General features: G+C 74.5%; 21 protein-coding genes. 18 read left to right on the plus strand and 3 right to left on the minus strand.

Features of this window, described 5'->3' with window-relative positions:
- The first annotated feature begins 374 nt into the window (after positions 1-374).
- The 10 genes from AB0447_RS06150 (at position 375) to AB0447_RS06195 (ending at position 12,521) form a co-directional block, all read left to right on the plus strand.
- Positions 375-1,898 carry a 4'-phosphopantetheinyl transferase superfamily protein gene (locus tag AB0447_RS06150; protein WP_366475289.1) on the plus strand — a complete coding sequence of 508 codons (1,524 nt, stop codon included), beginning with the start codon at positions 375-377 and terminating at the stop codon, positions 1,896-1,898.
- Positions 1,888-2,400, plus strand: a complete 513-nt coding sequence (locus AB0447_RS06155) for a hypothetical protein (protein ID WP_366475290.1) — start codon at positions 1,888-1,890, stop codon at positions 2,398-2,400. Before AB0447_RS06150 ends, AB0447_RS06155 begins: the two co-directional genes overlap by 11 nt.
- Positions 2,401-2,407: 7 nt before the next feature.
- The gene (locus AB0447_RS06160; protein ID WP_366475291.1) at positions 2,408-3,232 is read left to right on the plus strand and encodes an alpha/beta fold hydrolase; all 825 of its coding nucleotides are present in this window, start codon (positions 2,408-2,410) and stop codon (positions 3,230-3,232) included.
- On the plus strand, positions 3,229-4,419 hold the full coding sequence (locus AB0447_RS06165) for a nucleotide disphospho-sugar-binding domain-containing protein (protein WP_366475292.1): 1,191 nt from the start codon (positions 3,229-3,231) through the stop codon (positions 4,417-4,419). Before AB0447_RS06160 ends, AB0447_RS06165 begins: the two co-directional genes overlap by 4 nt.
- Before the next feature lie 155 nt (positions 4,420-4,574).
- Positions 4,575-6,617, plus strand: coding sequence for a methyltransferase domain-containing protein (locus AB0447_RS06170; protein ID WP_366475293.1), 2,043 nt, complete (start codon positions 4,575-4,577; stop codon positions 6,615-6,617).
- On the plus strand, positions 6,614-7,627 hold the full coding sequence (locus AB0447_RS06175; RefSeq protein WP_366475294.1) for a galactokinase: 1,014 nt from the start codon (positions 6,614-6,616) through the stop codon (positions 7,625-7,627). Before AB0447_RS06170 ends, AB0447_RS06175 begins: the two co-directional genes overlap by 4 nt.
- 28 nt (positions 7,628-7,655) lie before the next feature.
- Positions 7,656-8,933: an alkaline phosphatase family protein gene (locus tag AB0447_RS06180; protein ID WP_366475295.1), complete on the plus strand. Its 1,278-nt coding sequence runs from the start codon at positions 7,656-7,658 to the stop codon at positions 8,931-8,933.
- 10 nt (positions 8,934-8,943) lie between these two features.
- A complete protein-coding gene (locus tag AB0447_RS06185) occupies positions 8,944-10,200 on the plus strand; it encodes an MFS transporter (protein ID WP_366475296.1) in 1,257 nt (418 codons plus the stop codon).
- 589 nt (positions 10,201-10,789) lie between these two features.
- Positions 10,790-11,704, plus strand: coding sequence for an SDR family oxidoreductase (locus AB0447_RS06190; RefSeq protein ID WP_366475297.1), 915 nt, complete (start codon positions 10,790-10,792; stop codon positions 11,702-11,704).
- 67 nt (positions 11,705-11,771) lie between these two features.
- Positions 11,772-12,521: a TetR/AcrR family transcriptional regulator gene (locus AB0447_RS06195; RefSeq protein ID WP_366475298.1), complete on the plus strand. Its 750-nt coding sequence runs from the start codon at positions 11,772-11,774 to the stop codon at positions 12,519-12,521.
- Here the strand turns inward: AB0447_RS06195 and AB0447_RS06200 are convergent.
- Positions 12,467-13,198, minus strand: coding sequence for a beta-glucanase (locus AB0447_RS06200; RefSeq protein ID WP_366475299.1), 732 nt, complete (start codon positions 13,196-13,198; stop codon positions 12,467-12,469). The genes AB0447_RS06195 and AB0447_RS06200 overlap by 55 nt on opposite strands.
- 84 nt (positions 13,199-13,282) lie before the next feature.
- On the minus strand, positions 13,283-14,404 hold the full coding sequence (locus tag AB0447_RS06205; protein WP_366475300.1) for an enoyl-CoA hydratase/isomerase family protein: 1,122 nt from the start codon (positions 14,402-14,404) through the stop codon (positions 13,283-13,285).
- A gap of 214 nt (positions 14,405-14,618) precedes the next feature.
- Between AB0447_RS06205 and AB0447_RS06210 the strand changes: the two genes are divergently transcribed.
- A complete protein-coding gene (locus AB0447_RS06210) occupies positions 14,619-15,188 on the plus strand; it encodes a dihydrofolate reductase family protein (protein ID WP_366475301.1) in 570 nt (189 codons plus the stop codon).
- On the opposite strand, the gene AB0447_RS06215 is transcribed toward AB0447_RS06210, so the two are convergent.
- A complete protein-coding gene (locus AB0447_RS06215; RefSeq protein WP_366475302.1) occupies positions 15,181-15,762 on the minus strand; it encodes a DUF6434 domain-containing protein in 582 nt (193 codons plus the stop codon). The genes AB0447_RS06210 and AB0447_RS06215 overlap by 8 nt on opposite strands.
- 128 nt (positions 15,763-15,890) lie before the next feature.
- Here AB0447_RS06215 and AB0447_RS06220 point away from each other — a divergent pair, with 128 nt between their 5' ends.
- The 7 genes from AB0447_RS06220 to AB0447_RS06250 all read left to right on the plus strand — a co-directional run bounded on the left by AB0447_RS06220 (position 15,891) and on the right by AB0447_RS06250 (position 23,313).
- Entirely contained in the window at positions 15,891-16,631 is a 741-nt protein-coding gene (locus AB0447_RS06220) for an SDR family oxidoreductase (RefSeq protein WP_366475303.1), read from the plus strand.
- Positions 16,632-16,777: 146 nt separating this feature from the next.
- The gene (locus AB0447_RS06225) at positions 16,778-17,470 is read left to right on the plus strand and encodes a class I SAM-dependent methyltransferase (protein ID WP_366475304.1); all 693 of its coding nucleotides are present in this window, start codon (positions 16,778-16,780) and stop codon (positions 17,468-17,470) included.
- Positions 17,467-18,879: an AMP-binding protein gene (locus AB0447_RS06230; RefSeq protein ID WP_366475306.1), complete on the plus strand. Its 1,413-nt coding sequence runs from the start codon at positions 17,467-17,469 to the stop codon at positions 18,877-18,879. Before AB0447_RS06225 ends, AB0447_RS06230 begins: the two co-directional genes overlap by 4 nt.
- 1 nt (position 18,880) lies before the next feature.
- Positions 18,881-19,663 (plus strand): alpha/beta hydrolase, encoded by a 783-nt coding sequence (locus AB0447_RS06235; RefSeq protein WP_366475307.1) that lies wholly within the window; start codon positions 18,881-18,883, stop codon positions 19,661-19,663.
- Complete coding sequence (locus AB0447_RS06240; protein WP_366475308.1) at positions 19,656-20,696, plus strand: hypothetical protein; 1,041 nt, start codon at positions 19,656-19,658, stop codon at positions 20,694-20,696. Before AB0447_RS06235 ends, AB0447_RS06240 begins: the two co-directional genes overlap by 8 nt.
- Positions 20,693-21,853: an AMP-binding protein gene (locus AB0447_RS06245; protein WP_366475309.1), complete on the plus strand. Its 1,161-nt coding sequence runs from the start codon at positions 20,693-20,695 to the stop codon at positions 21,851-21,853. Before AB0447_RS06240 ends, AB0447_RS06245 begins: the two co-directional genes overlap by 4 nt.
- Positions 21,850-23,313 (plus strand): DHA2 family efflux MFS transporter permease subunit, encoded by a 1,464-nt coding sequence (locus AB0447_RS06250; protein WP_366475310.1) that lies wholly within the window; start codon positions 21,850-21,852, stop codon positions 23,311-23,313. Before AB0447_RS06245 ends, AB0447_RS06250 begins: the two co-directional genes overlap by 4 nt.
- Positions 23,314-23,424: the final 111 nt, after the last annotated feature.

Below are 23,424 nucleotides of genomic sequence, written 5' to 3' on the forward strand. Positions count from 1 at the left end.
CCCCCGGGCCACGAGCCGGACAAGTGGGCGCGAGTCCGGCAACCGGACAACCGCCCACGGAGTCGAAGGCCGGGCAGCCCAGCGCGAGGCCGCGACCTGGACAGCCGGACACAAGGCCGGGCGCCGGGCAGCCGGCCGCAGGGCCGCGGGCTGGGCAGCCGGCCGCGAGGCCGGGAACCGGGCAACCCACCACCGAGCCGGAGGCCGGGCAGCCAGCCGCGAGGCCGGGTGCCGGACAACCCACCACCAGGCCGCAGGCCGGGCAGTGGGCCGCAGGGCCGCCGGCGGGGTCGCGCGTGGCCGGGCAAGGGGGCGGGCTGCGGGTGGAGTTGGGGCTTTCGTTGCGGGCGATGCCCTATGTGCGCGATCACTGTGTGTACCAGCAGCCCGACGGCTGGACCGAGGAGTCGGACCGGTTCCCGGTCGTGCCCATGACCACCATGTTGGAGCTGGCCGCCGATGCGGCCCGCCGCGTGCACCCCGGTGTCGTGGTCGGGTACGACGACGTGCGGGCGCTGCGCTGGCTGGCCGTGGAGCCTGCCACCCGGATAGAGGTGACCGCGCGGCCCGAGGGGCCGGGGCGGGTGCGGGTCGCGCTCGGGGACTGCGCGAGCGTGGTCGTGGTCCTCGCCGAGCGGTACCCGGCCCCACCCGCACCGGACCGCACCGGCCTGCGCGACCCCGGCCCCGCGCCGGTCAGTGCCGAGGCGCTCTACCGCGACCGGTGGATGTTCCACGGCCCGGGCTTCGCCGGCGTGCACGAGGTCTCGGCGGTCGGTGCGGACGGGATCCGCGGGGTGCTGCGCGCGCTCCCCGCGCCCGGCGCGCTGCTCGACGCGGCCGGGCAGCTGTTCGGCCATTGGATGCAGCTGCGGCTGCCTGTGGACCGGTTGGTGTTTCCTGCTTCGGTTGAGCGGATCACGGTCTTCGGCCCGCACCCGGCTTCCGGCCGGCTGGTCCGTGCCACCGCGCGGATCCGGGAGGTCCGGGACCTCACCGTGCGCGGCGACGTCGAGCTGAGCGGCACGGACGACGGCACGGTCTGGGCTCGGATCGACGGCTGGACGTACCGCCGGTTCGCCGCCGACGAGCGGGTCTGGCCGATGAAGTTCACCCCCGAGGTGTGCGGGATCGGCGAGCCCCAGCCCGGCGGCTGGTGCGCGGCCCGCCGCCGGTGGACCGATCCCGCCTCGCAGGAGCTGGTGATGCGCCGCTACCTCGGCGCGGCCGAGCGCACCGCGTACGAGCGGCTGTCGCCGCGCGCCCGGCCCGCCTGGCTGCTCGGCCGGATCGCCGCCAAGGACGCGCTGCGCCAGCTGCTCTGGGACGGCGGCGCCGGCCCGGTGTTCCCGGCCGAGGTGCCGGTCGGGAACGATCCGACGGGGCGGCCCGTCCCGTTGGGCGGGCGGGCCCACGGGTTCCGGCTGTCCCTCGCGCACAAGGACCGGGTCGCCGTCGCCCTGGCGCACCGCACCGACCCGGTCGGCATCGACGTGGAGGCCGTGCCGTCCGACCCTGCGGCCCTGGTCCGGGTGGCGCTCGGTCCCGGCGAACTGCGGCTGGCCGAGCGGATCGCCGCCGGGTCCGGCACCGGTCCGGCGGCCGCGTTCACCGCGCTGTGGTGTGCGAAGGAGGCCGCCGCGAAGGCGGAGGGCTCCGGGATCGGCGGCCGGCCGCGCGACTGGGCGGTGGTGGACGTCCCCGCCGCGGACAGCCTGCTGGTGGTCTCCCCCGCAGGGCGCCGGCACCTCGTACGGACCTCCGTCCTGCACCCGCTGCACGGCCCGGCCGGCGAGCACATCGTCGCCTGGACGGACGTCCCGGCACCGGAAGCCGCCCCTTCCACGCTCTCGTCCATCGACCGTTTCCCCGTAACGGAGGCCAGCCATGGCATCTGACACCACCGACAGCGCCGCCCGTACCGCCGGCACCGCCGGCATCCTCGCCGAGATCACCGGGATGCTCGTGGAGATCGTCGGCGACGAATTCCTGCTGGCCGAGGAGGTCACCATGAAGACCACCTTCAACGCGGACCTGGCGCTGGAGAGCATCGAGTTCGTGGCCCTCGCCGAGCTGCTGCACCAGCGCTACGGGAGGGAGGTCGACCTGATGGGCTTCCTCGCGGAGAAGGACATGGAGGAGATCCTCGCCATGTCGGTGGGGGAGCTCGTCGAGCACATCGGCCGGGTCACCCATGCCGCGCTCTCCCGACCGCGGCCCGAGACGGTCACGGCGGCGGCCGCGCCGGCCACGGCCGCGCCCGTGACAGCGACCGCGCCCGTGACAGCGACCGCGCCCGTGACAGCGGCCGCGCCGACGCCCGTGCCCAAGCCCACGCCCCCGCCCAAGCCCGCGCCCAAGCCCGCGCCCGCGGCCCCCACCCCCGCCAAGGCCGGCTGAGCCCGCCATGGCCGAGATATCCGCCAACCGCCTCCGCTTCCACGTCCAGCAACTGCCCGCCCCCGAGCCCGCCGACCCCGGCCGGCCCGTGGTGGTCTTCCTGCACGGGCTGGTCGTCGACAACCTGTCCTCCTTCTACTGCCCGCTCGCCGTCCCGGTCGCCCGGTCCGGCCACGAGGTGGTCCTGTACGACCTGCGCGGCCATGGCCGCAGCGAACGCCCCGCCTCCGGCTACGACAGCCGTACCGCGGTACGGGACCTCCTCGCGCTCCTCGACGCACTCGGCCTCGCCCACCGGGCCGTGCACCTGGTCGGCAACAGTTACGGCGGCACCCTGGCCGTGCACGCCGCACTCGCCCGGCCGGACCTCGTCGCGGGCCTGACCCTGCTCGAACCCCCGCTCAGCGGCGCCTGGGTGGAGAACATGGTGGACACCCTGTCGGCGGCCGCGCTCAGCCTGGAGGACAGCGCGGTGCCGGCCGAGCTGCGGTCGCTGCGGCTGCGCAAGGCCGCCAATCTGACCGCAGTCGCCGACGAGCTCCTCAACCGGACCACGCTCATCGACGACATCGCCGCCGGCCAGCCCTTCACCCCGGCCGACTACGCCCGGCTGCACTGCCCGGTGCTGATCGTGTGCGGGGAGCACTCCGAACTGGTGCCGGGCGCCCTGGAGTTGGCCCAGTACGCGGAACGGTGCGGGGTGGAGATCCTGCCCGGCCTCGGGCACGACGTACTCAAGGAGACCAGCGGCGCGCTGCGCAAGGCCGTACTCGCCCATCTCGACGAGGTGGCCGATACCGACGGCCGCCGGACGGGGGCGCTGCTGCCGTGAAGGTTCTCTTCGTCGTCCCGCCGCTGGCCGGACACGTCAACCCGACGGTGGCGGTCGGCTCCGAACTCGCCGCCCGGGGGCACGAGGTCGCCTGGACCGGACCGGCCGAGGTGCTGGCGGGGCTGCTGCCCGGCCATGCCCGGGTGCTGCCGGCCGGGGACCGGGCGGGCAGCTCGTACGTGGAGCTGCACGAGCGATGGCGGGACCTGCGCGGGGTGGGGGCGCTGCGGTTCCTGTGGGAGGAGGCGCTGGTGCCGCTGGCACGGGCCATGGTGCCGGGGGTGACCGAGGCGGTGCGCGCCTTCCGCCCGGATGTGCTGGTCGCCGACCAGCAGGCCCTGGCCGGGCCGCTGGTGGCGCGCCGGCTCGGCGTTCCGTGGGTGACCTCGGCGAGCACCTCGGCGGAACTGACCGGGCCGTTCGCCGGATTCCCGAAGGTCGCGGAGTGGGTGGCCGGGCAGATCGCGGGGCTGCTCGCCGAGTTCCCCGGCGGCAGCGGGCCGGGCGGGGAGAAGGGAACGGACTGGGATCCGCGGTTCTCCGAGCGGCTGGTGCTGGTGTTCTCCACGCCCGAACTGGTGGGTCGGGAGCGGCAGTTCCCCGCGCAGTACGCCTTCGTGGGCCCGGCCTTCGGGTCCCGGCCGGCCGGCCCCGGTTTCCCGTGGCGGGAGCTCGACCCGGACCGGCGGCGGGTGCTGGTGTCGCTGGGCACGCTCAACGGGGCGGCGGGCGGCCGGTTCTACGCGGCCGTGCTGGGGGCGGCCGAGCGGCTGGCGGCGGACCGGGTGCAGCTGGTCCTGGCCGCGCCCGCCGCGCTGGTGGGGAGCCCGCTGCCGGAGGGGGTGCTGCTCCGGGAGACCGTGCCGCAGCTGGAGTTGCTGCCGCACCTCGATGCGGTGGTCAGCCACGGCGGCCACAACACGGTGTGCGAGACGCTCGCCCACGGACTGCCACTGGTCCTCGCACCGATCCGGGACGACCAGCCGATCGTGGCCCAGCAGGTCGTCGACGCGGGGGCGGGGGTTCGGGTGCGGTTCGGCCGGACCCGGGCCGAGGAGCTCCGCGATGCGCTGACCGCCGTGCTGGACGAGCCCGGCCCGCGCCGGGCCGCCCGGCGCATCCAGGCCTCTTTCGCCGCGGCGGGCGGAGCCGCCGCCGCGGCCGACCATGTGGAGAAGCTGACATGAAGCCGACCTTCCGCCCGGGACAGCCTGGACTCAACGGACTCAACGGACTCAACGGACTCAACGGACTCAACGGTCTCCCTGGACTGACTGGACTGACTGGACTGCCGGGACGGCCGGGACAGCCGGTCGGGTCTGCCCGGCCGCCCGTTCCGTGGGTGCCGCTCGCGCTGATCGCCGCACTCGGCGCCGGCACCCTGCGGGCCCGCCGGCGGCTGCGGACCGTACCGGTGCTGCCGTCGGCGCCGCCCGCCACCGGGGTCCTGCGGCCCGCCGGCTGGCGGCTGATCACCGCGGACGGGGTCGAGGCCGACGCGGCCACCTTCCTGGCCGCCTGCGGGCACGCCGACCGGCACGGCTTGCAGGTGCTGGACCTGCTTCCGGCGGATCTCGGCGCCGAGGAGGCCCTCGGGCTGCTGCGCCTGGTGGACCCCGCGGCCTATCCGCTGGACCGGCTCGCGGAGGGCCGCGGCGCCGGGTACGCCGTCCTGGTCTCCGAGGAGGTGCTGCGCCGCTCCGGCTCCGGCCCCGCGAACGGCCCCACGGCCGACCCCGCAAACAGCCCCGCCACCAGCCCCGCGAACGGTCATGTAAACAATCCCGCGAACAGCCCCACGAAGGCACCCGCGAGCGGCCCCGCAATCGGCCGGGCCACCGGGTCACCCGCGAGTGGGCCCGCAATCGGCCGGCCCACCGGGTCACCCGCCGGCGATCCCGCGAACGGCCGGCCCACCGGGCCGACTGCCGGGGCGGGGCGGCCGACCCGCGCCGACCTGCTCGCCCTGGTCCGCCGGCTGAAGGAGTTCGCTCCCGCCGCCACCGGACTGGCCATCGCACCCGGCCTGCGCTGCGGCCCGCCCGGCCGGCCGGCGGACCGGGCCGCCGAACTGCGGGCGCAGGGGCTGCCGCCGGGCCTGCTGGCCGGTGCCCAGCTCGCCGGCCTGGGTCTGCTCGCCACCGCATGCGTGCGGCATCGGCGCTGGGGTGCGGCGGCCGCCGCCCTGTACTGGCTCCAGCCGTACGCCGTGCTCGGCGGGCGGAGCGGTCCGCTGCGGCCGGCCGGTCTGGGCCGGGCCACGGCCGGCCGGCCCTGGCACTCGCTCCGCGCCGCCCTCCGTACCGCCGCCGACACCGCGGCCGCCGCAGAACCGGGCCCCGACCAGGGCGCGGCCGCCGCCTACCGGGCCGAACTGGCCGCCGGCACCGACCGGTTCCTGGAGTCCCGGCGCTGCGACTGCCCCTGGTGCGGCTCGGGCCGGCTCGACGTCCTCGTCCGCGTGCCCGACCTGCTGCAGGGCAAGCCCGGCCGGTTCGTGCTGGACCGGTGTGCGGACTGCGGCCATGTGTTCCAGAACCCGCGGCTGACTCCGGAAGGACTGGACTTCTACTACCGGGACTTCTACGACGGGCGCGGCGGGGAGGGGGCCGGCACGGTCTTCGGGCGGCTCGGCGAGTCGTACCGCCGGCGCGCCGAGCTGGTCCGGCCGTACGCGCCGCCCGCCGGACCCGCGTCCTGGCTGGACGTCGGCACCGGCCACGGGCACTTCTGCAATGCGGCGCGGGCCGTGTGGCCGGACACCCGGTTCGACGGCCTGGACATGGGCGACGGGGTCCGCGAGGCGGAGCTGCGCGGCTGGGCCGGTACCGGATACCAGGGCCAGTTCCCGGAGTTCGCGGTGAAACTGGCCGGCCAGTACGAGGTGGTGAGCATGTACCACTACCTGGAGCACACGCGCGATCCGCTGACCGAGCTCGACACGGCGGCGGCGGTGCTGGCCCCCGGCGGCCACCTGATGATCGAACTGCCCGATCCGGAGTCGCGGATGGCCCGGCTCCTCGGGCCGGCCTGGCTGCCCTGGTTCCAGCCGCAGCACCAGCACCTCATCCCGGCGGCGAACCTGCGCGAGGCGCTCGCCGACCGCGGGTTCACCGTCCTGGCCGAGGAGCACGGGCAGGCCCACCAGGGCAACGACTTCTTCGGCGCGGTGGCGCTGACCGTGACCCGGCTGGCCCCGGACCCGGACAGCCCGTGGGCGGCGCCCACCACGCGCCGGCGCCGGGCGCTGCGGCATGGCGTACGGGCCGCCGCCCTCCCCGCGTTCGCGGTCGCGGCCGTGCTGGACGGGCTGCGTTCGGCGGCCGCGCGGCGCACCGACGGCGGGAACGCGTACCGGATGCTGGCCCGCAAGGACGCGGGGTGAACGGCGTGGCCGCGGACGCGCAGGACCTGGCCCGCCGGGCGACCGCCGACCCGTTGTTCCGGCTGGCCGCGTACGCCCTGGAGGCGGCGCACGGCCGGCCGCCGACGGCCGTGTGGAGTGCCCCGCACGCCTTCCACATGGGGCCCGGGCTGGTCGCGGCGGCCGGCTGGCCGGTGGCGGCCGCCGCGGCGGCGCGTACGGACGGGGTGGTGCGGCTCAGTTCGCTCAGCCATCCGGCGCACAGCTGCGATCTGCCGCTCGACCCGGCCGGGCGGCCGCCCGTGGTCCCGGACTGGGCGGCCCGCACGTACCGGCTGCTGTGCGCGCTGGCCCGCGCCGGTTACGGGCAGGGCGGTACGGATCTGCACGTGCAGGGCGCGCTCACCCCGGCCGCCGGGCTGGCCACGGCCGAGCCGGCGGACTGCGCGATCGCCCTGGCCGTGGCGGACGTACACCGGGCCGGACCGTCCGAGGACGGCGTACCGGGCCGCCCGCGCGCCGGCGCCGAGCCGGCCCGGACGCAAATCGACGGATCAGAACCAGATATTCCGAAACCAGGCATTCCGGAAACAGACATTCCGGAACTCGATCGAACGGAGCTCGACCGGCTGATCGGGGACGCGCTGCCCGGCGGGGACGGGGCGCTGCGCCGGGCGGTGCTGTTCGCCCGTCCGGGCAGGGCCTTGCTGCTCGATCCGGCCGGCCCGCCCCGCCACATCGCCTTCGACCCGCCGGCCTCCGGCGCGCGGCTGGTGCTGATGGCCGTACGGGGAGAGCCGTCGGAGTGGGCCGCGGAGCTCGGGCGGGCCCTGGAGTGCGCCCGGCGGGGCGGGGCGCTGAGCGCCTGGCCGCCGGGGGAACGGCCCGGCCGCAGCGCGCTGCTGCTGCTGCCGGAGAACCGTGTGGCGGCGGTACGGGCCGGGGTCGCGGCGGAGTTCCGCGACCGCGGCCGGCCGGTGCCGCGGTTCCTGAACGTCGCCGTGGCCGGTGCGGCCCGGCGCGAGGAATGAACCCTTCACAGCGAGGAGTACCGCTGACATGTCACCCGGACCGAAGACCATCGAACCCCACTCACCCGACACCCCACCCGCACGCCTCCGGACGCGCCGGGCCCGCCGGGCCGGTTGGTCCGCGCTCGTCGCAACGCTCGGCGCGCTCGGCCTGCTGGGGGCCTTCACGGCCGCCAACTCGCAGGCGGCGGAGACAGGTTCGACGACCGGAGCAGTGCGGGCCGCGGCCCTGCCGACGTACGACCACGTGGTGGTCGTCGTCTACGAGAACAAGCAGTACGGCGAGATCATCGGCAGCGCCAACGCGCCCTACATCAACCAGCTGGCCAACAACGGGGCCAGCCTGACCGCGATGAAGGCCCTCACCCACCCGAGCCAGCCGAACTACTTCAACCTGTTCTCGGGCTCCACCCAGGGGATCACCGGTGACGGCTGCTACGTCCCGCAGTCGATGACCGCGGCCAACCTCGGCCAGGAGCTGATCGCGGCGGGAAAGACCTTCGCCACGTACAACCAGGGCCTGCCGAGCGAGGGTTCGACGGTCTGCACCAGCGGCCAGTACGCGCAGAAGCACAACCCGTGGTTCGCGTTCAAGAACGTGCCGCTGAACACCGGTAAGACGTGGGCGCAGTTCCCGCAGGGAAACTTCGCGGCGCTGCCGCACCTGTCGTTCATCGTGCCGGACCAGTGCAACGACATGCACTCCTGCCCGGTGTCCACCGGCGACACCTGGACGAAGAACAACATCGACGCGTACGCGCAGTGGGCGAAGGCCAACAACAGCCTGCTGGTGCTGACCTGGGACGAGGACAACTTCCTGGGCTCCAACCAGATCGCCACGGTGTTCTACGGCGCGCACGTGAAGACGGGCCGGTACGCGACCCCCGTCAACCACCACCACCTGCTGCGCACGTTCGAGGACCTGTTCGGCACCGCGCACGCCGGGAACGCGGCGAACGTCCAGCCGATCTCGGAGGTGTTCACCTCCGGCACCGACCCGACGCCCACCCCGACCCCGACCCCGACCCCCACTCCCACCCCGGGTGATCTGAAGGTCACCAACCCGGGCGCCCAGACCTGCAAGTTCAACCAGAGCTGCACCATCCAGGTCACCGCGACCGGCGGCAAGGCCCCGCTGCGGTACACCGCGACCGGCCTGCCCTGGGGTCTGAGCATGGACGCCGGCACCGGCCGCATCACCGGCAAGCCGTGGGGCAGCGGCACCGTCCAGGTCACCGCCACCGCCACCGACTCCGCGGGCGCCACGGCCACCGCCGCCTTCCCCCTCACCATCAACTGGTTCTAGGGAGCCGTCCGTGTACCTGTCGGCCAACCGGGCGGCGGACGCCGCCCAGGGGATCCACGCTCCGGCGCCCGTCCGCCGCCGCGCCGTCCCCGGCACCGTCCTCGCGCTCGGGCTGGTCAGCCTGGTCACGGACATCTCCGCGGAGATGGTCACCGCCGTACTGCCGCTGTACCTGATGGCGGGCCTCGGCATGTCTCCGCTCGCGTTCGGCGCCCTGGACGGGCTCCACCAGGGCGCCACCGCACTGTTCCGGCTGGCCGGGGGCCGGGTCGCGGACCGCACCCGGCGCCGCAAGCTGGTCGCCGGGATCGGCTACGGCATCTCCGCCGCGTGCAAGGCCGGCCTGCTCGCCGTCGCCACCCCCTGGTCGGTGGCGGCGGTGCTGGCCGCCGACCGCACCGGCAAGGGGCTGCGCACCGCCCCGCGCGACGCGCTGATCTCGCTGTCCGCGCCGCCCGGCGAGCAGGGGCGGGCCTTCGGGGTGCACCGGGCGATGGACACGGCGGGCGCGCTGCTGGGCCCGCTGGCCGCGTTCGGGGTGCTGTGGGTGGCGGCGGACGGCTACGACGCCGTGTTCATGGTGAGCTTCTGCTTCGCCGTGCTGGGCGTGGTGCTGCTGGCGCTGTTCGTACGGGAGGCCCCGGCACCGGCGGCTGCGCGGCCCCGGCTCCCGGCCCTGCGGACCCTCGCGGGGCTGCCCGGTCTGCGGCGGCTCTGCCTGACTGCCGCCCTGCTGGGGCTGGTCACGGTCAGCGACTCCTTCCTGTTCCTGCTGCTGCAGCGGCGGCTGGAGCTGCCCACGGCCTGGTTCCCGCTGCTGCCGGTGGGGACGGCGGCCGCGTTCCTGCTGTGCGCGCTGCCGGCCGGCCGGCTCGCCGACCGGTTCGGCCGGCACCGGGTCTTCCTGGGCGGGCACGCCCTGCTGCTGCTCGCCTGCCTGCTGCTCCTGGGCCCGCTGCCGGCCGGACCGGCGCTGGCCGTGGGGGTGCTGGTCCTGCTCGGCGTGTTCTACGCCGCCACCGACGGGGTGCTGATGGCCGCGGCCGGGCCGCTGCTCCCCGAGGAACTCCGCACCACCGGCCTGGCCTGCCTCCAAACGGCCCAGGCCCTGGCCCGCTTCGCCGGATCCCTCCTGTTCGGGGCGGCCTGGACGCTGTGGGGCCCGGGTCCGGCCCTGGCAGTCTCGGCCGCCGCCCTGGCCACCGTCCTGACCCTCCTCTCCCTCCTCCCCTCCACCGCCAACCTCCCCCTCACCCCAGAAAACTGACCGACCCCACCCGCTTCGCCACTTCCAGCCCCGCCGGGCACATCCAGCCCCTCCGGCGTTTGAGGAGCGGGCTCTGGGGCGGAGCCCCGGCCATCTCCAGCCCCGCCGGGCACATCCAGCCCCGCCGGCGTGTGAGGCGCGGGCTCTGGGGCGGAGCCCCAGGCATTTCCAGCCCCGCCGGGCACATCTAGCCCCTCCGGCGTTTGAGGAGCGGGGTCTGGGGCGGAGCCCCAGTTCGGGAAGGGGCGGGTAGGGGAACAGCTCCGCGCAGCGGCCCCCACCCCACCCCGGCTTCGCAACGGTCGGGGCCCGGGTGCGGCGCCGTTGCCGGGGGCCAGCCCCCGGACCCCCGCGCCTCAAACGCCGGCGGGGCTGGAGGGGGCTCCAACCCCGGCGGGACTGGAGGGTGCTCCCCCGGCGGGGCTGGATGGGTCGCGAAGCTCGTCATCAGCGCGGTGGCCAATCAGGGCATGCCTCCCTGGGCGGATCGGCCGCGCCGGAACGGACCTGCCCGTGGTAGCCGGTACCGCACCGCCGGGAAAGAACACCGTTCCGGCCATCGGCGCAGGCTGCGGAGTACGCTCGGCCCATGTCTGGAACTCTGCGGGGCAAGGTCGCCCTGGTCGCGGGCGGCACCCGTGGCGCGGGCCGGGGCATCGCCGTCCAACTGGGAGCGGAGGGCGCGACGGTGTACGTCACCGGGCGCAGCACCCGGGGCAAGCGGTCGGAGTACGACCGGCCGGAGACGGTGGAGGAGACGGCCGAGCTGGTGACCGCCGCGGGCGGGCTGGGCATCCCGGTGGTGTGCGATCACCTGGTGCCGGAGCAGGTCGAGGCGCTGGTGGAGCGGATCGGGTCCGAACAGGACCGGCTGGACGTGGTGGTGAACGACATCTGGGGCGGGGAGCTGCTCTTCGAGTGGGACAGCACGGTGTGGGAACACGACCTGGACAAGGGGCTGCGGCTGCTGCGGCTGGCGGTCGACACCCACGCCATCACCAGTCATTTCGCGCTGCCCCTGCTGCTGCGCACGCCGGGCGGTCTGGTGGTGGAGATGACGGACGGGACCCAGGAGTACAACCGCGACACCTACCGGGTGTCTTTCTTCTACGACCTCGCCAAGTCCGCAGTGCTGCGGATGGCGTTCGCGCTGGGGCACGAGCTGGGGCCGCGCGGGGCGACGGCGGTGGCGCTGACCCCGGGCTGGCTGCGCTCGGAGATGATGCTGGAGAACTTCGGGGTGACGGAGGCGAACTGGCGGGATGCGACCGAGCGCGTCCCGCACTTCGCGATCTCGGAGACGCCCTCGTACGTCGGACGGGCGGTGGCGGCACTGGCCGCCGACCCGCAGGTGTCCCGCTGGAACGGCCGGTCGCTGTCCAGCGGGCAGCTGGCCCGGGAGTACGGCTTCACGGATCTGGACGGAAGCCGCCCGGACGCCTGGCGGTACATGGTGGAAGTACAGGACCCGGGCAAGCCGGCCGACACCACCGGCTACCGGTAGCCGCCCCCGGTCCAGCAGAGCGCACGGTGTACGCATGATGCGTACGGCGTGCGCTACGCTGGCCGGCATGACAGCCAACGAGCAGGAGCAGGCCTCCGGTTCCGGGGTTTCCTCCGTCTGGGCGCGGCCGCGGCGGCAGAAGGAGCAGCCGGCGCTGAGCCGGGAGCAGATCGTGGCCGCGGCGATCGAGCTGCTGGACGCCGAGGGGATCGAGGCGCTGAGCATGCGCAAGCTCGGCACCCGGATGGGCGCGGCGGCGACCTCGCTGTACCGGCACGTGGCCAACAAGGACGAGCTGATCGAGCTGGTCGTGGACGAGGTCTACGGGGAGTTGGAGGTCCCGGACCTCCGGGATCCGGCCGACTGGCGGGCGGCCGTGGCCCGCAGTGGGCACAGCCTGCGGGAGGTGGCGTTGCGCCACCCGTGGGTGGCCGCGGTGCTGGGACAGGTCGGCCTGGCCCATCTCGGACCGAACCTGATGCGGATGTCGGAGCGGATGCTGGCACTGTTCCAGCGGGCCGGGTTCCCCGCGGGCGAGCCGGAGCCGGCGATGAAGGCGGTCATCGCCTATGTGGTCGGCTCGGCGACCAGCGAGGCCGCGTACCTGTCGCTGCTCGCCCGCAGCGGGCAGGACGAGCGCGAGTGGGTGCGGAGCCTGACGCCGGCCGCCGAACAGGCCCTGGCGGACCATCCGCTGATGCGGGAGAACGCCTCGGCGGCCCGGCGGGGAGACCCGCGCCGGGTGCGCGAGGAGAACTTCGACTACGGCCTCCAGCGCGTACTGGACGGGCTGGAAACCCGGCTGCCGGGCCGGTAGACGCGCAGGCTGGATACCTCGTACGACATCTCCGAGGCGTCCGGGTCCGGCGCGGGGTGGTACCGGCCGGCGCACACGGACAGGTTCACGATCAGGTAGGCCCGCCAGCGCCGGCCCACCCCGGCGCGGTCGGCGTGCACCCGTTTGCCGTTGACCGACCATTCCACGGAGCGCGCCCCGAAGGTGCACCGCAGGTCGACCCAGCCGCCGGGCCGGATCGCCGGGTCGCGGTGGTAACGGGAGCCGCCCTTGACGTGGTTGGAGAGTTCCAGCAGGTCGGGGTTGTCGGGGTGGTACTCGAAGACGTCGATCTCCTGGCCACCGTCCCGCCAGGTCCAGATCGCGGGCCAGGCACCCATGGCCTCGGGCAGCCTGACCCGTGCCTCCAGGGTGTCCTCGGCGCGCACCATGAAGCCTTCGCTGCTGCCTTCGGTGGTGAGGAGCCCGGCGTTCCAGTTGCCGTCCGGGCGGCGGGTGGCGCGGAAGACTCCGCTGCGGCTGTAGGTGGGGTCGGCGACGAGGTGGTCGAGCTTGTTGTCACCGGGGTTGACCGGGCCGCCGTCCGGATACGCGTACGAGCGGCCGGCGACCCATTGGGACGCGGAGCTGAAGTCGGCGGTGAACACGGGGTCTGCGGCCTTGCCGCGACGGAACCTGGCGAGGACGTGCGGGAACATGCCCGTCCTCTGCCCGCCGCCGAGGACCGATATCCGGATATTGGAGGGAAAGCGGGTGCATACGCGGGATCACAGGGAGCACTCTCAGGAGCCCGGGCGGTCGAATTCCTCGAACTCGTCGGAGTGGTCGAGCCCGTCGAGGCGGTCGAAGACGCGGGGGCGGTCCTTGCCCGGCGGGGTGAAGAAGGCGGCCACGGCGGCCTCGTCGACCTCCGGCAGGGTCGCCGGGGACCAGCGCGGGCTGCGGTCCTTGTCGATCACCTGCGCGCGGATGCCCTCCACCAGGTCGGGCAGGGCGGTCAGCGCGGTGCAGGACACGGTGAACTCCTGCTCCAGGACGCGTTCCAGCGAGCCGAGCCGCCGGGCGCGCCGCAGGGCGGCCAGGGTGACCTTCAGTGCGGTCGGGGACTTGGCCAGGATCGTCTCGGCGGCCTCCTTCGCGGCCGGCGCGCCGTGGTCGAGCAGCCGCTCGACGATCTCCTCGACCGTGCCGGCGGCGTAGCAGGGGTCGATCCAGGCACGGGCCTCCGCCAGCACTCCCGGCGGGGAGGGGGCCGCGTACCGGGACAGCACCTCGGGCAGCGGGGCGCCGGCCGGCTCCCGGGTCAGGTCCCCGACGAGGTCCGCGAGCCGTGCGGCCGGCACGAAGTGGTCGGCGAGCCCGCACAGCAGGGCGTCGGCCGCGCCGACCGCCGTGCCGGTGAGGGCCAGGTGGGTGCCGAGTTCGCCCGGGGCCCGGCCGAGCAGGTGGGTGCCGCCGACGTCCGGGACGAAGCCGATGCCGGTCTCCGGCATGGCCACCCGGGAGCGTTCGGTGACGATCCGCACGCTGCCGTGGGCCGAGACCCCGACCCCGCCGCCCATCACGATGCCGTCCATCAGGGCGACGTACGGCTTCGGGTAGTGCGCGATCCGCGCGTTGAGCCGGTACTCGTCGCGCCAGAAGCCGACCGTGCCGGTGCCGCCGCCGGCCGCGTCCCGGTGGATGGAGCGGATGTCCCCGCCCGCGCACAGGCCGCGCTCCCCCGCCCCGGTGATCAGCACCCGGTCGACGGCCGGATCCTGCTCCCAGGCGTCGAGTGCCGCGGAGATCCGCAGCACCATGGCGTGGGTGAGGGCGTTGAGCGCGCCGGGCCGGTTGAGGGTGATCCGGCCGGTGCCCCCTGCCAGGCCCAGCAGTACGGAGTCTTCGTCGGACGCGGTCATGTGGGCGCTCCCATCAGTCGGCTCGGTCGGCCCGGCCGGTCGACCGTCGGCCAGTCGGCTCGATCGAGTCGGCCAACGGCCACCGGTCGATCGGTCGGCCGGCGAGGATCCCGGAGGGGACGGGACGAACGGTACTGGTGTGCCCGGCGACGCCGAGCGGCCGGGGCGGCCGCGTCCCCGCCCGCCGGCCGCTCCGCGCCTATGCTCGACCACCATGGGACGGATCATCCTGCACATGTCGGTGTCCCTCGACGGCTACATCGAGGGACCGGGCCGCGAGATCGACTGGCACCTGGTGGACGACGAGCTGCACGCCCACATGAACGAACAGCTGGCGCCGATGGGGGCGTTCCTCACCGGCCGGGTCACCCACGAGCTGATGGCGGCGTACTGGCCGGACGCCGACGCGGATCCGGCCGTACCCGCCCCGGTGGCGGAGTTCGCGGCGATCTGGCGGGACATGCCGAAGTACGTGTTCTCCCGGACCCTGGTTCCCGAGGAGCACACCGCCTGGAACACCACGGTGGTGCGCAGGGTGGACCCGGCGGAGATCGAGGCCCTGAAGGCCGCCCCGGGCGGCGACCTGGCCCTCAGCGGCGCCGACCTGGCGGCCACCTTCATGCGGCACGGCCTGATCGACGAGTACCGGATCTACGTCCACCCGGTGCTGCTGGGCCGCGGCAAACCGCTGTTCCCGGTCGTGGACACCGCCCGCACCCGGCTCCGCACGGCCGGCACCCACACCTTCGGCAACGGCGTGGTCCTGCTCCGCCACCTCACCTGACCCGCGCAGATGTCCCGGCGCCCCGGGGCTGCGCCCGGTGCTCCCGCCAGGCCCGCAGCGCCTGCTCCCGCGTGCCCTCCGGATGGCGGGCATGCCAGTCGCGGAGGAACCGGTTGAACTCGAACTGGGCGCCGACCTCCTGGGGTTCGGCGGCCGCGGCCCGGGTGGCGTGCCAGTGTGCGACCGCGTCGGCGAGGGTGCGCCCCGCCTGGTGGGCGATGTACTCGCGCATGAACGCGTCGAAGTGGAAGCCGGGTCCGATCTCCCGCAGGAAGAACTCCCGCAGCACCTGGCTGCACCGCTGCCCCTCGGGGATCACGCTGCGCCCGTCGACCGGTGCGGCCAGCTGCCGCCCGCCCCGTGCCCGGCGTACGACGGGGACGTCGACCGGCACCCCGTCCAACGCCGCCCGCAGCCGCTCGGTCAGCGCGGCCTTGCCTCCTCCGCGCGGGACTCCCAGCTCCCGTGCGAGCGCGGTCAGTTCGGCGAGCGTCCAGTACCACCGCCCCAACTCGTCCCCGCTGAGCCGCCCGCTCAACTCGGGCCGCCGAGACTCCCCGGTATTCGTACTCACGTTCGCATCCTACGCGGGTCGGGCAGGTACGCGGACAGGGGGCCTCGCTCCGCGGGCACACGGCATGGGGTGAGGGGGCGGCCATGGCCGCGGCATCCCCGCCGAAGACCGTGACAGGATCCGTCGCCATGAGGATCGAACAAGCAGATCGGCCCGTTGCCCTGGTCAGCGGGTCCACGTCGGGGATCGGGGAGGCCGTCGCGCGGAGGCTGGCGGCGGACGGGATGCGGGTCGTCGTGCACTCGCGGCGCAGTACGGAGGCCGGGGAGGCGCTGGCGGCGGAGCTCGGCGGGGCGTACGTGCAGGCGGATCTGGAGGTGGAGGAGGAGGCCCGGGGCCTGGTCGAGGCGGCACTCGACCGGTTCGGGCGGCTGGACGTGCTCGTGAACAACGCGGGCATCAGTTGGCCCATCCCGCACGACGACCTGGCCGCGGCCACGCCGGCGGACTGGCGGCAGGTGCTGGAAGTGAACCTGATCGCGCCATGGGTGCTGTGCACGGCGGCACTTCCGGCGCTGCGCCGGTCACCCGCGGGTGGCAGCGTCGTGAACATCACCAGCCATGCCGGGGTGCGCCCCAAGGGCTCGTCGGTGCCGTACGCGGCGAGCAAGGCCGCACTCAACCACGTGACCCGGCTGCTGGCGGCTGCGCTCGCGCCGGACGTGCGGGTCAACGCGGTCGCTCCGGGGCTGGTGGACACCCCGATGACGAAGGACTGGGCCCACGCGCACGAGGTGTGGCGGGACCGCGCGCCCATGCGCCGCCCGGCCCGGCCCGCGGACGTGGCCGACCTGGTGGCCTCGGTGATCGCCCACACCTACCTCACCGGCGAGGTCATCGTGCTCGACGGAGGGCTGAACCTGACCTGAGCCGACCTGATGGCCGGAGGGCGGCTCCAGCACGGCCGCCGTCATCGCTGCGCGTTCTTCCCTACGCGGCACGGTCCTCCCGCGGGCACGATCGGGTCACTCGATCAGCGAGCCAGCAAGCCAACGAGCGGCACGGAGGACCGGCGATGGGAACACACATGCGGACGCCCACACTTCCCGAACTCTGGGACCCCACCACGTTCGACGCACTGCGCCGGCAGCTGATCCCCTCCTTCGACCTGCTGTACGACAGCGCGGCGGCCGCGGTGGCGATGACGGTGTCGAAGAATCCACGGATCCTGGACCTGGGGGCGGGGACCGGTCTGCTCAGTGCTGCCGTGCTGGAGCGGATACCCGGTGCCGAGCTGGTGCTGTTCGACCACTCGGCCGGGATGCTGGGCCTGGCGGCCGACCGGTTCCGCGGGACCAAGCGGGTCGCCACGCTGCTCGGCGAACTGACCGACGAGCTGCCCGCCGGGCCCTTCGACGCCGTCGTCTCCGGCCTGACGATCCACCACCTCGACCACGAGGACAAGCGCGACCTGTTCGCCCGGATCCGCCGGGTCCTGGCGCCCGGCGGGGTGTTCGTCAACGTGGAGCAGCTGCTCGCGCCGGACGACCGCCTGGAGGCGATGTACGACCGGCAGCACGAGGCCCACGTGCACGCCTCCGGCACGCCGGCCGAGGAGTGGGCGGCCGGGCGGCAGCGCATGACGTACGACATCTGCATCGATCTCGAGACCCAGCTGAACTGGCTGCGGGAGGCCGGCTTCGGGCGGGTCGACTGCCTGGCCAAGGACTGGCGGTTCGCCACCTACGCGGGGTGGACGGCGCCGTGAGCCTCTACGGGGCCGTGCGCGCCGTCGCCGAACGGAGTCCGGGGGCGTGCGCGATCGAGGAGACGGGCGGGGAGTCCGTCGGCTACGCGGAGCTCCTGGGCCTGACCGACCGGATCGCCGGCGGGCTGGCCGCGCAGGGGGTGCGGGCCGGGGACTGCGTGGGCTTCGCGCTGCGCAACAGCATCGGCTACGTCGCCCTGATCCTGGCCACCGCCCGGCTCGGCGCCCACTACGTCCCGCTGCTGTCCGGGTTCTCCGAGGAGGACGTGCGGGAGGCGCTGGACCGCACCCGGCCCGTGCTCCTGGTCGCGGACCGGGACGTCCCGGCGGGCGTGCCGGCCGTCTCCCTCGGCCTGCTGGCGTCCGCGGATCCGCTGCCCCCCGGCGGCGGCCCGCAGACGGGTGTCTTCCGGGTGCTGTGGTCCTCCGGCTCCACCGGGTTCCCCAAGGGGATCTCCTGGCGTCAGGACCGGTTCGTCCGGGAGCGCCGGCGCTGGCTGGCCGACACCGGGATCACGGAAACCGACGTGTTCTTCTGCCGGCACACCCTGGATGTGGCGCACGCCACCGACCTGCACGTGTTCGCCGCGCTGCTGTCCGGCGCGCGGCTGGTGCTCGCCGATCCGGCCGCCCCGCCGCAGGAGCTGCTGCGCGGCCTCGCCGAGTACGGGGTGACCGCGATGAGCGCGCTCCCCCGGCACTACGAGGAGCTGACCGAGGCGGCCGCTGCCGTCCCCGGCGTGGACCTGTCCGGGATACGGCGGGCCCTGTGCGGCGGGGCGTACCTCAGCCCGGCCGTGACCCGGCGGGCCCGGGAGGCCCTGGGGCTCACGGTCCGGGAGATCTACGGCTCCACCGAGTTCGGTCTGGCGCTCGGCGACATGGCCGGCGCGGGCCTGGTGCCGGTGGCCGGGGTCGGCGCCCGGATCGAGCCGCTGGCCGGCAGCCCGGACATCGGCGAGCTGGTGCTCCGCTCGGACTGCACCAGCGAGGGATACCTCGGCCACGCCGAGGCGAACGCGTTGACGTTCCGCGGTGCGGAGTTCTGGACCGGTGACCTGGTGAGCCGGCGCGGAAACGGCGGCTACCGGATCCTCGGCCGGCTGACCGAGGCGCTGGCCACCCCGGCCGGCCCGCTGCTCGCGCCGGTGCTCGACGAGGAGATCACGGCCGCCGGACCGGTCGCCGAGGCGGTGAGCCTGCCGGTGCACCGCGCCGCGTACGGGAACGAGGTGCTGGTCGCGGTCCGCCCGCGGGGCGCCCGGACCGAGGTGGCCTCGGCCGTGCACCGGGTGCTGCGGCACCACCGGCTGAACGGCAGTGTCGCGTTCGTGGACGCGGTGCCGCGGACCGAGGTCGGCAAGGTCGACAAGCCGTTGCTGCGCAGGCAGTTGGGTTTGAGGGGTTGATATGACGGAGTTTCATGTACGTGGCGCGGGAAGCCCGCTGGTCATGGTCCCCGGACTCGCCGCCACCGGGCGGTTCTTCGCCCCGGTCGCCACCGAACTGGCCGACGGGCACCGGGTGGTGACGATCGAGCTGCCCCGGCGCGGGGCGGCCACCGTCCGCCGGGCCGCCCAGGACCTGGCCGAGGTGTTCGACCGGCTCGACCTGCGCGGTGCGGTGCTGCTGGGCTGGTCCCTGGGTGCCACGGTCGCGTACGAGTACCTGGACCGGTTCGGCTCCGAGCGGGTCTCGGGCCTGGTCTGGGTCGAGCAGTCGCCACGGCTGACCCTCGGGCCCGGCTGGGAGCACGCGGCCTTCGGCGGTCTGGACGCCGCCGGGGTCGAGCAGCTGCTCGGCACCGTCGCCGCCGACCGGACGGCATTCGCGGACAGCCTCGTGCGGGGCTCCTTCGCGGCCGGCTCCGAGCCGGACCAGGACCTGGTCGCCGAGCTGACGGCCGAGGCGCTGCGCTGGACCCCCCGGGCCTGTGCCGGCCTCCTCGCCGATGCGGCGGCCCTGGACCTCCGGCCGAAGCTGGCGGCCGGGACGGGCGTACCGACCCTGCTGATCCACGGCGCGAAGAGCCAGGTCTATCCGACGGAGGTCGGCCGGTGGCTGGCCGACACCATTCCCGCGGCCGAGCTGCGGATGTTCACCGGGAGCGGGCACCTGCCGTTCCTCGAAGAGCCGGCGGAGTTCGTCCGCACGGTCCGCGACTTCGCCGCGAGGAGCGCCACCCGTGTCTGAGCAGGTTCCCGGGCAGGAGCCCGGGCAGAGCACCGTACGCCGGCTGTGCTGGATCTACCCCGAACGCGGTACGGCGGGGCAGCGCGCCTACGAGGACGCCGCGGTCTGGGACGCGTACCGGGCCCTCGCCAAGAACCTCTCGCTGGAGCTGAGCCTGCACAAGCCGGAGGAGGTCTCGGTGGACGCCACCGACCCCGCCCGGCCCAAGGTCTACCTGAAGGGCGAGCAGGTCACGCCCGCGGACACCGTCTTCGTGACGATGCTGTACTCGCTGCCGCACCAGGGCCAGGACGTGGCGAACCAGCTGTTCCTGTTCACCGTCCTCGAAAGGCTCGGCTTCTACCTGCCGATCCCTCCGCAGTGGGGGTACGTGGTCGCGGACAAGGCGGCCACCATGCTCCACCTGGCCGGCAGTCCGATCCCGCCGGTTCCCACCGTGCGGATCGGGACCGGACGGGACGCCATGACCGGGCACTACGACCCGGCCCTGGCCGGCCTGGACTATCCGCTGCTCGTGAAACCGGCGAACTGGGCGATGGGCCTGGGGATTTCGGTGGTGCGCAACCTGCACGACCTGCGGGGGGTGATCGGGCTGGCCGGCGGCGCGGAGACCGCGCTGGTCGCGCAGCCGTACATCGAGAACCCGCGCGAGACCCGGGTCTACGTCGTGGAGGGGCAGGTCCGGGCCGTGGTGCAGGGCTGGAAAGAGGGCTACTGCGGGATGGTCAACCGGGGTTCCGGCGGCCGCCGCCAGTGGGCGTACACCGAGCTGCCGGAGCGGATGCGGAGCACGGTCGCGTACGTGGCGGAACGGCTGCCCGCCCCCTACTTCACGGTCGACTTCCTGTCCGACGGGCAGCGGGACTGGCTGTCCGAGGTGGAGCTGGACGGCGCGGCCGGGTTCGGCCTGGACGAGGCCTCGGACCGGATCGCGGCCGACATGGTCGAGGCCCGGTTCCGCGCCTACCTCGACGGCCACGCCCACCACCTCGGCCGCGCCGGCCACACCGCACGGACGGGAACGGCGCCGTGATCATCGGCGGGCTCCCCTGGGAGCGCATCCTCGATCAGGCGCGCGAACTGGCGGACTGCGGTGGGGCGCCGGTGCCGGCCTCCGCGGGCGGTCTGGCGGATCTGGCCGTGTCCGGCCCGGCGGAGATCCTCGCCGTGTCCCGGGAGAAGACCGCGCAGAGCGGTTCGATCGTGCTGTCCAGCGGCGGCACCACCGGCCCGCCCAAGATCACCTTCGTGGAGTACGGCCAGGCGCTGGACCGCCTGCACGAGCAGTGGCGGCCGCTCTCCCCGGATTCGGTCTTCCTCAACACGTTCACCCCCGGCCGGATGTGGGCCTCCCACTACTACATGCAGGCGCTGGCCGAGCACAGCCGATGCCGGGTGGTCCCCAGCGGGCCGCTCGATCCGGAGGAACTTCCGTACTGGCTCGACGCGTTCGCGGAACTGGGCGTGGACTCCGTCGCGGGCACCCCCGGCGGACTGGTCGAACTGGCCCAGGGATTGCTGGACTCGGGCCGGACGCTGCCGGTGCGCACGGTGGTCTGGATGGCCGAGCCGTGGACGGAGGTCGCGGAGAAGACGGTCCGGGCCGCCTTCCCGGAGGCCGGGTTCTGGGGCAACTACGGCGCCGTGGAAACGTATGTGATCGCCACCAACACGCCCCACTGCGATCTGCGGGTCCTGCACCTGATGCCCGACCAGATCATCGAGACCGACGACGAGGGCGCCCTGCTGAGCCGGGCGGGCAGCGGCTGGACCGTCCCGGTGGTCCGCTACCGGCTCGGGGACCGGCTCGCCCCGGCCGAGTGCCCGTGCGGGCGCCCCGACGGGCTGCGGGTGGTGAACCGGGCCGACGACGCGTTCAAGCTGCAGGGCAGCCTGCTCGCCGCCGGCGAACTGCTGGACCTGGCCACCTCCCTGCCCGGGGTGTGGGAGGCCCAGCTGGAGCTGGCCCGCGAGGCGGACCACTGGCACGGGGCGCGCCGGATGACGGTGCACTTCACCGGCCCGGCCGAACCGGAAGAGGTGCGGCGGCAGTTGCTCGCCGGATCGGCCCGGCTGTACAGCATCGCCGTGCACCATCCGGAGGCACTCACCACCGCCCGGGCCGGCCGGCTGGCCAGGATCGAACGGACCGGCAAGGTACCGGCGGTGGTCTGGCGGGACCCGTCGTGAGCTCCGTACGGGACACACCCGGAAGCCGGTTACGAGGCCTGCAGGGCCGGCCGTGGGCGGTGCTCGCGGTGGCCTCGGCGGCGTTCTTCCTGGCACAGCTCGATGCCCTGGTCGTCACCGTGGCCGTGCCGCAGATCCAGGACGGGCTCGGCGCGACTCTGGGCCAGGCCGTCTGGGCGCTCACCGGCTACCTGCTCGCCCTGGCCGTCGCCCTGATCACCGGGGGCCGGCTGGGCGACCTGTTCGGTCACCGCCGGGTCTTCCTGGCCGGCCTGGCGGTCTTCACCCTGGCCAGTGCGGCCTGCGGGGCGGCCCAGACGCCCGGCCAGCTGATCGCGGCGCGGGTCCTGCAAGGCCTCGGGGCCGCCCTGTTCACCCCTCAGACCATGGCCATGCTGGTGGCGCACTTCCCCGCCGAGCGGCGGGGCACGGCCTTCGGGGTGCGGGGCGCGGCCGGCGGGATCGCCGCGGTGACGGCGCCCGTACTGGGCGGGCTGCTGGTCGGCGCGCTCGACTGGCGCTGGGTGTTCCTGGTCAACGTCCCGGTCGGTGCCGCCACCCTGCTGCTGGCCCGGCTGGCCCTGCCGGCGGCCCCACCGGCCCCCGCGGGCCGCGAGGGCGGGCCCCGGCCCGGCCGGCTCGACCTGCCGGGTGTGGTGCTCGCCGCCGCTGCCCTGCTGTGCCTGAGCTTCGCCGCCGGCCAGGGTGGGACGTACGGGTGGAACGGCCGGCTCTGGGCGCTGCTCGCGGCCGGCGGCGCCCTGTCGGTCGGCTTCCTCGCCCAGCAGCGCGCACGGCAGCTACGCTCGCCCCTGGTGCCGTTCGGGCTGTTCGCCGACCGGGGCTTCAGCCGGATGACCGCCTGCGCGGTGGTCGTAGCGGCCACGGTGACCGGGCTGGTCCTGCTGCTGTCGGTGTACTTCCAGTCGGTCGCCGGGTACGGGGCACTGCTCGCCGGGCTGGTGCTGGTACCGGCCTCCGCCTGCTCCGCGGTCCTCAACCCGCTGGCGGGCCGGCTGTCCGGCCGGGTCGAGGGCAGGCTGCTGGTCCTGGGCGGCATCGGGGCGACGGCGGCCGGCATGCTGTGGGCGGCCGCGCTGATGCGGCCGGGCGCCGCCTGGCCGGAGTTCCTCCTGCCCCTGTGTCTCATCGGAGCCGGCAACGCCTTCCTGCTCACGCCGCTCGTCACCACGGCGCTGCGGGAGGTTCCGGCCCGGCTGAGCGGGGCCGCGTCCGGGGTGCTCGGCACCGCCCTGCAGGTCGGTGCGATGGCCGGTGCCGCCACCGTCGGCCCCCTCGTACAGGCCGCACAGACCGCACAATCCGCACCGTCCGCCGGCGCCCTGCGGCCGGCGATGGTCCTCCTGGCTTCCGTGGCGTCCGTCGGCGGGCTGGCCTTGCTGGCCTCCCGGACGACGCCGCGGGTTCCCATCCGCACCGGACACCTGGAGAGGGGGTGATTTCCATGAAGAAGCGCACGGTCCAGAGCGACAACAACAGCGCCGAGAGCGCCCGCTGGATGGTCTGGGCGGCCCCGGCCACCCGTTGATGACCGAACACCGGTCACCGGA

It is taken from the genome of Streptomyces sp. NPDC051211, assembly GCF_040689505.1.
Classification (GTDB): domain Bacteria; phylum Actinomycetota; class Actinomycetes; order Streptomycetales; family Streptomycetaceae; genus Streptomyces.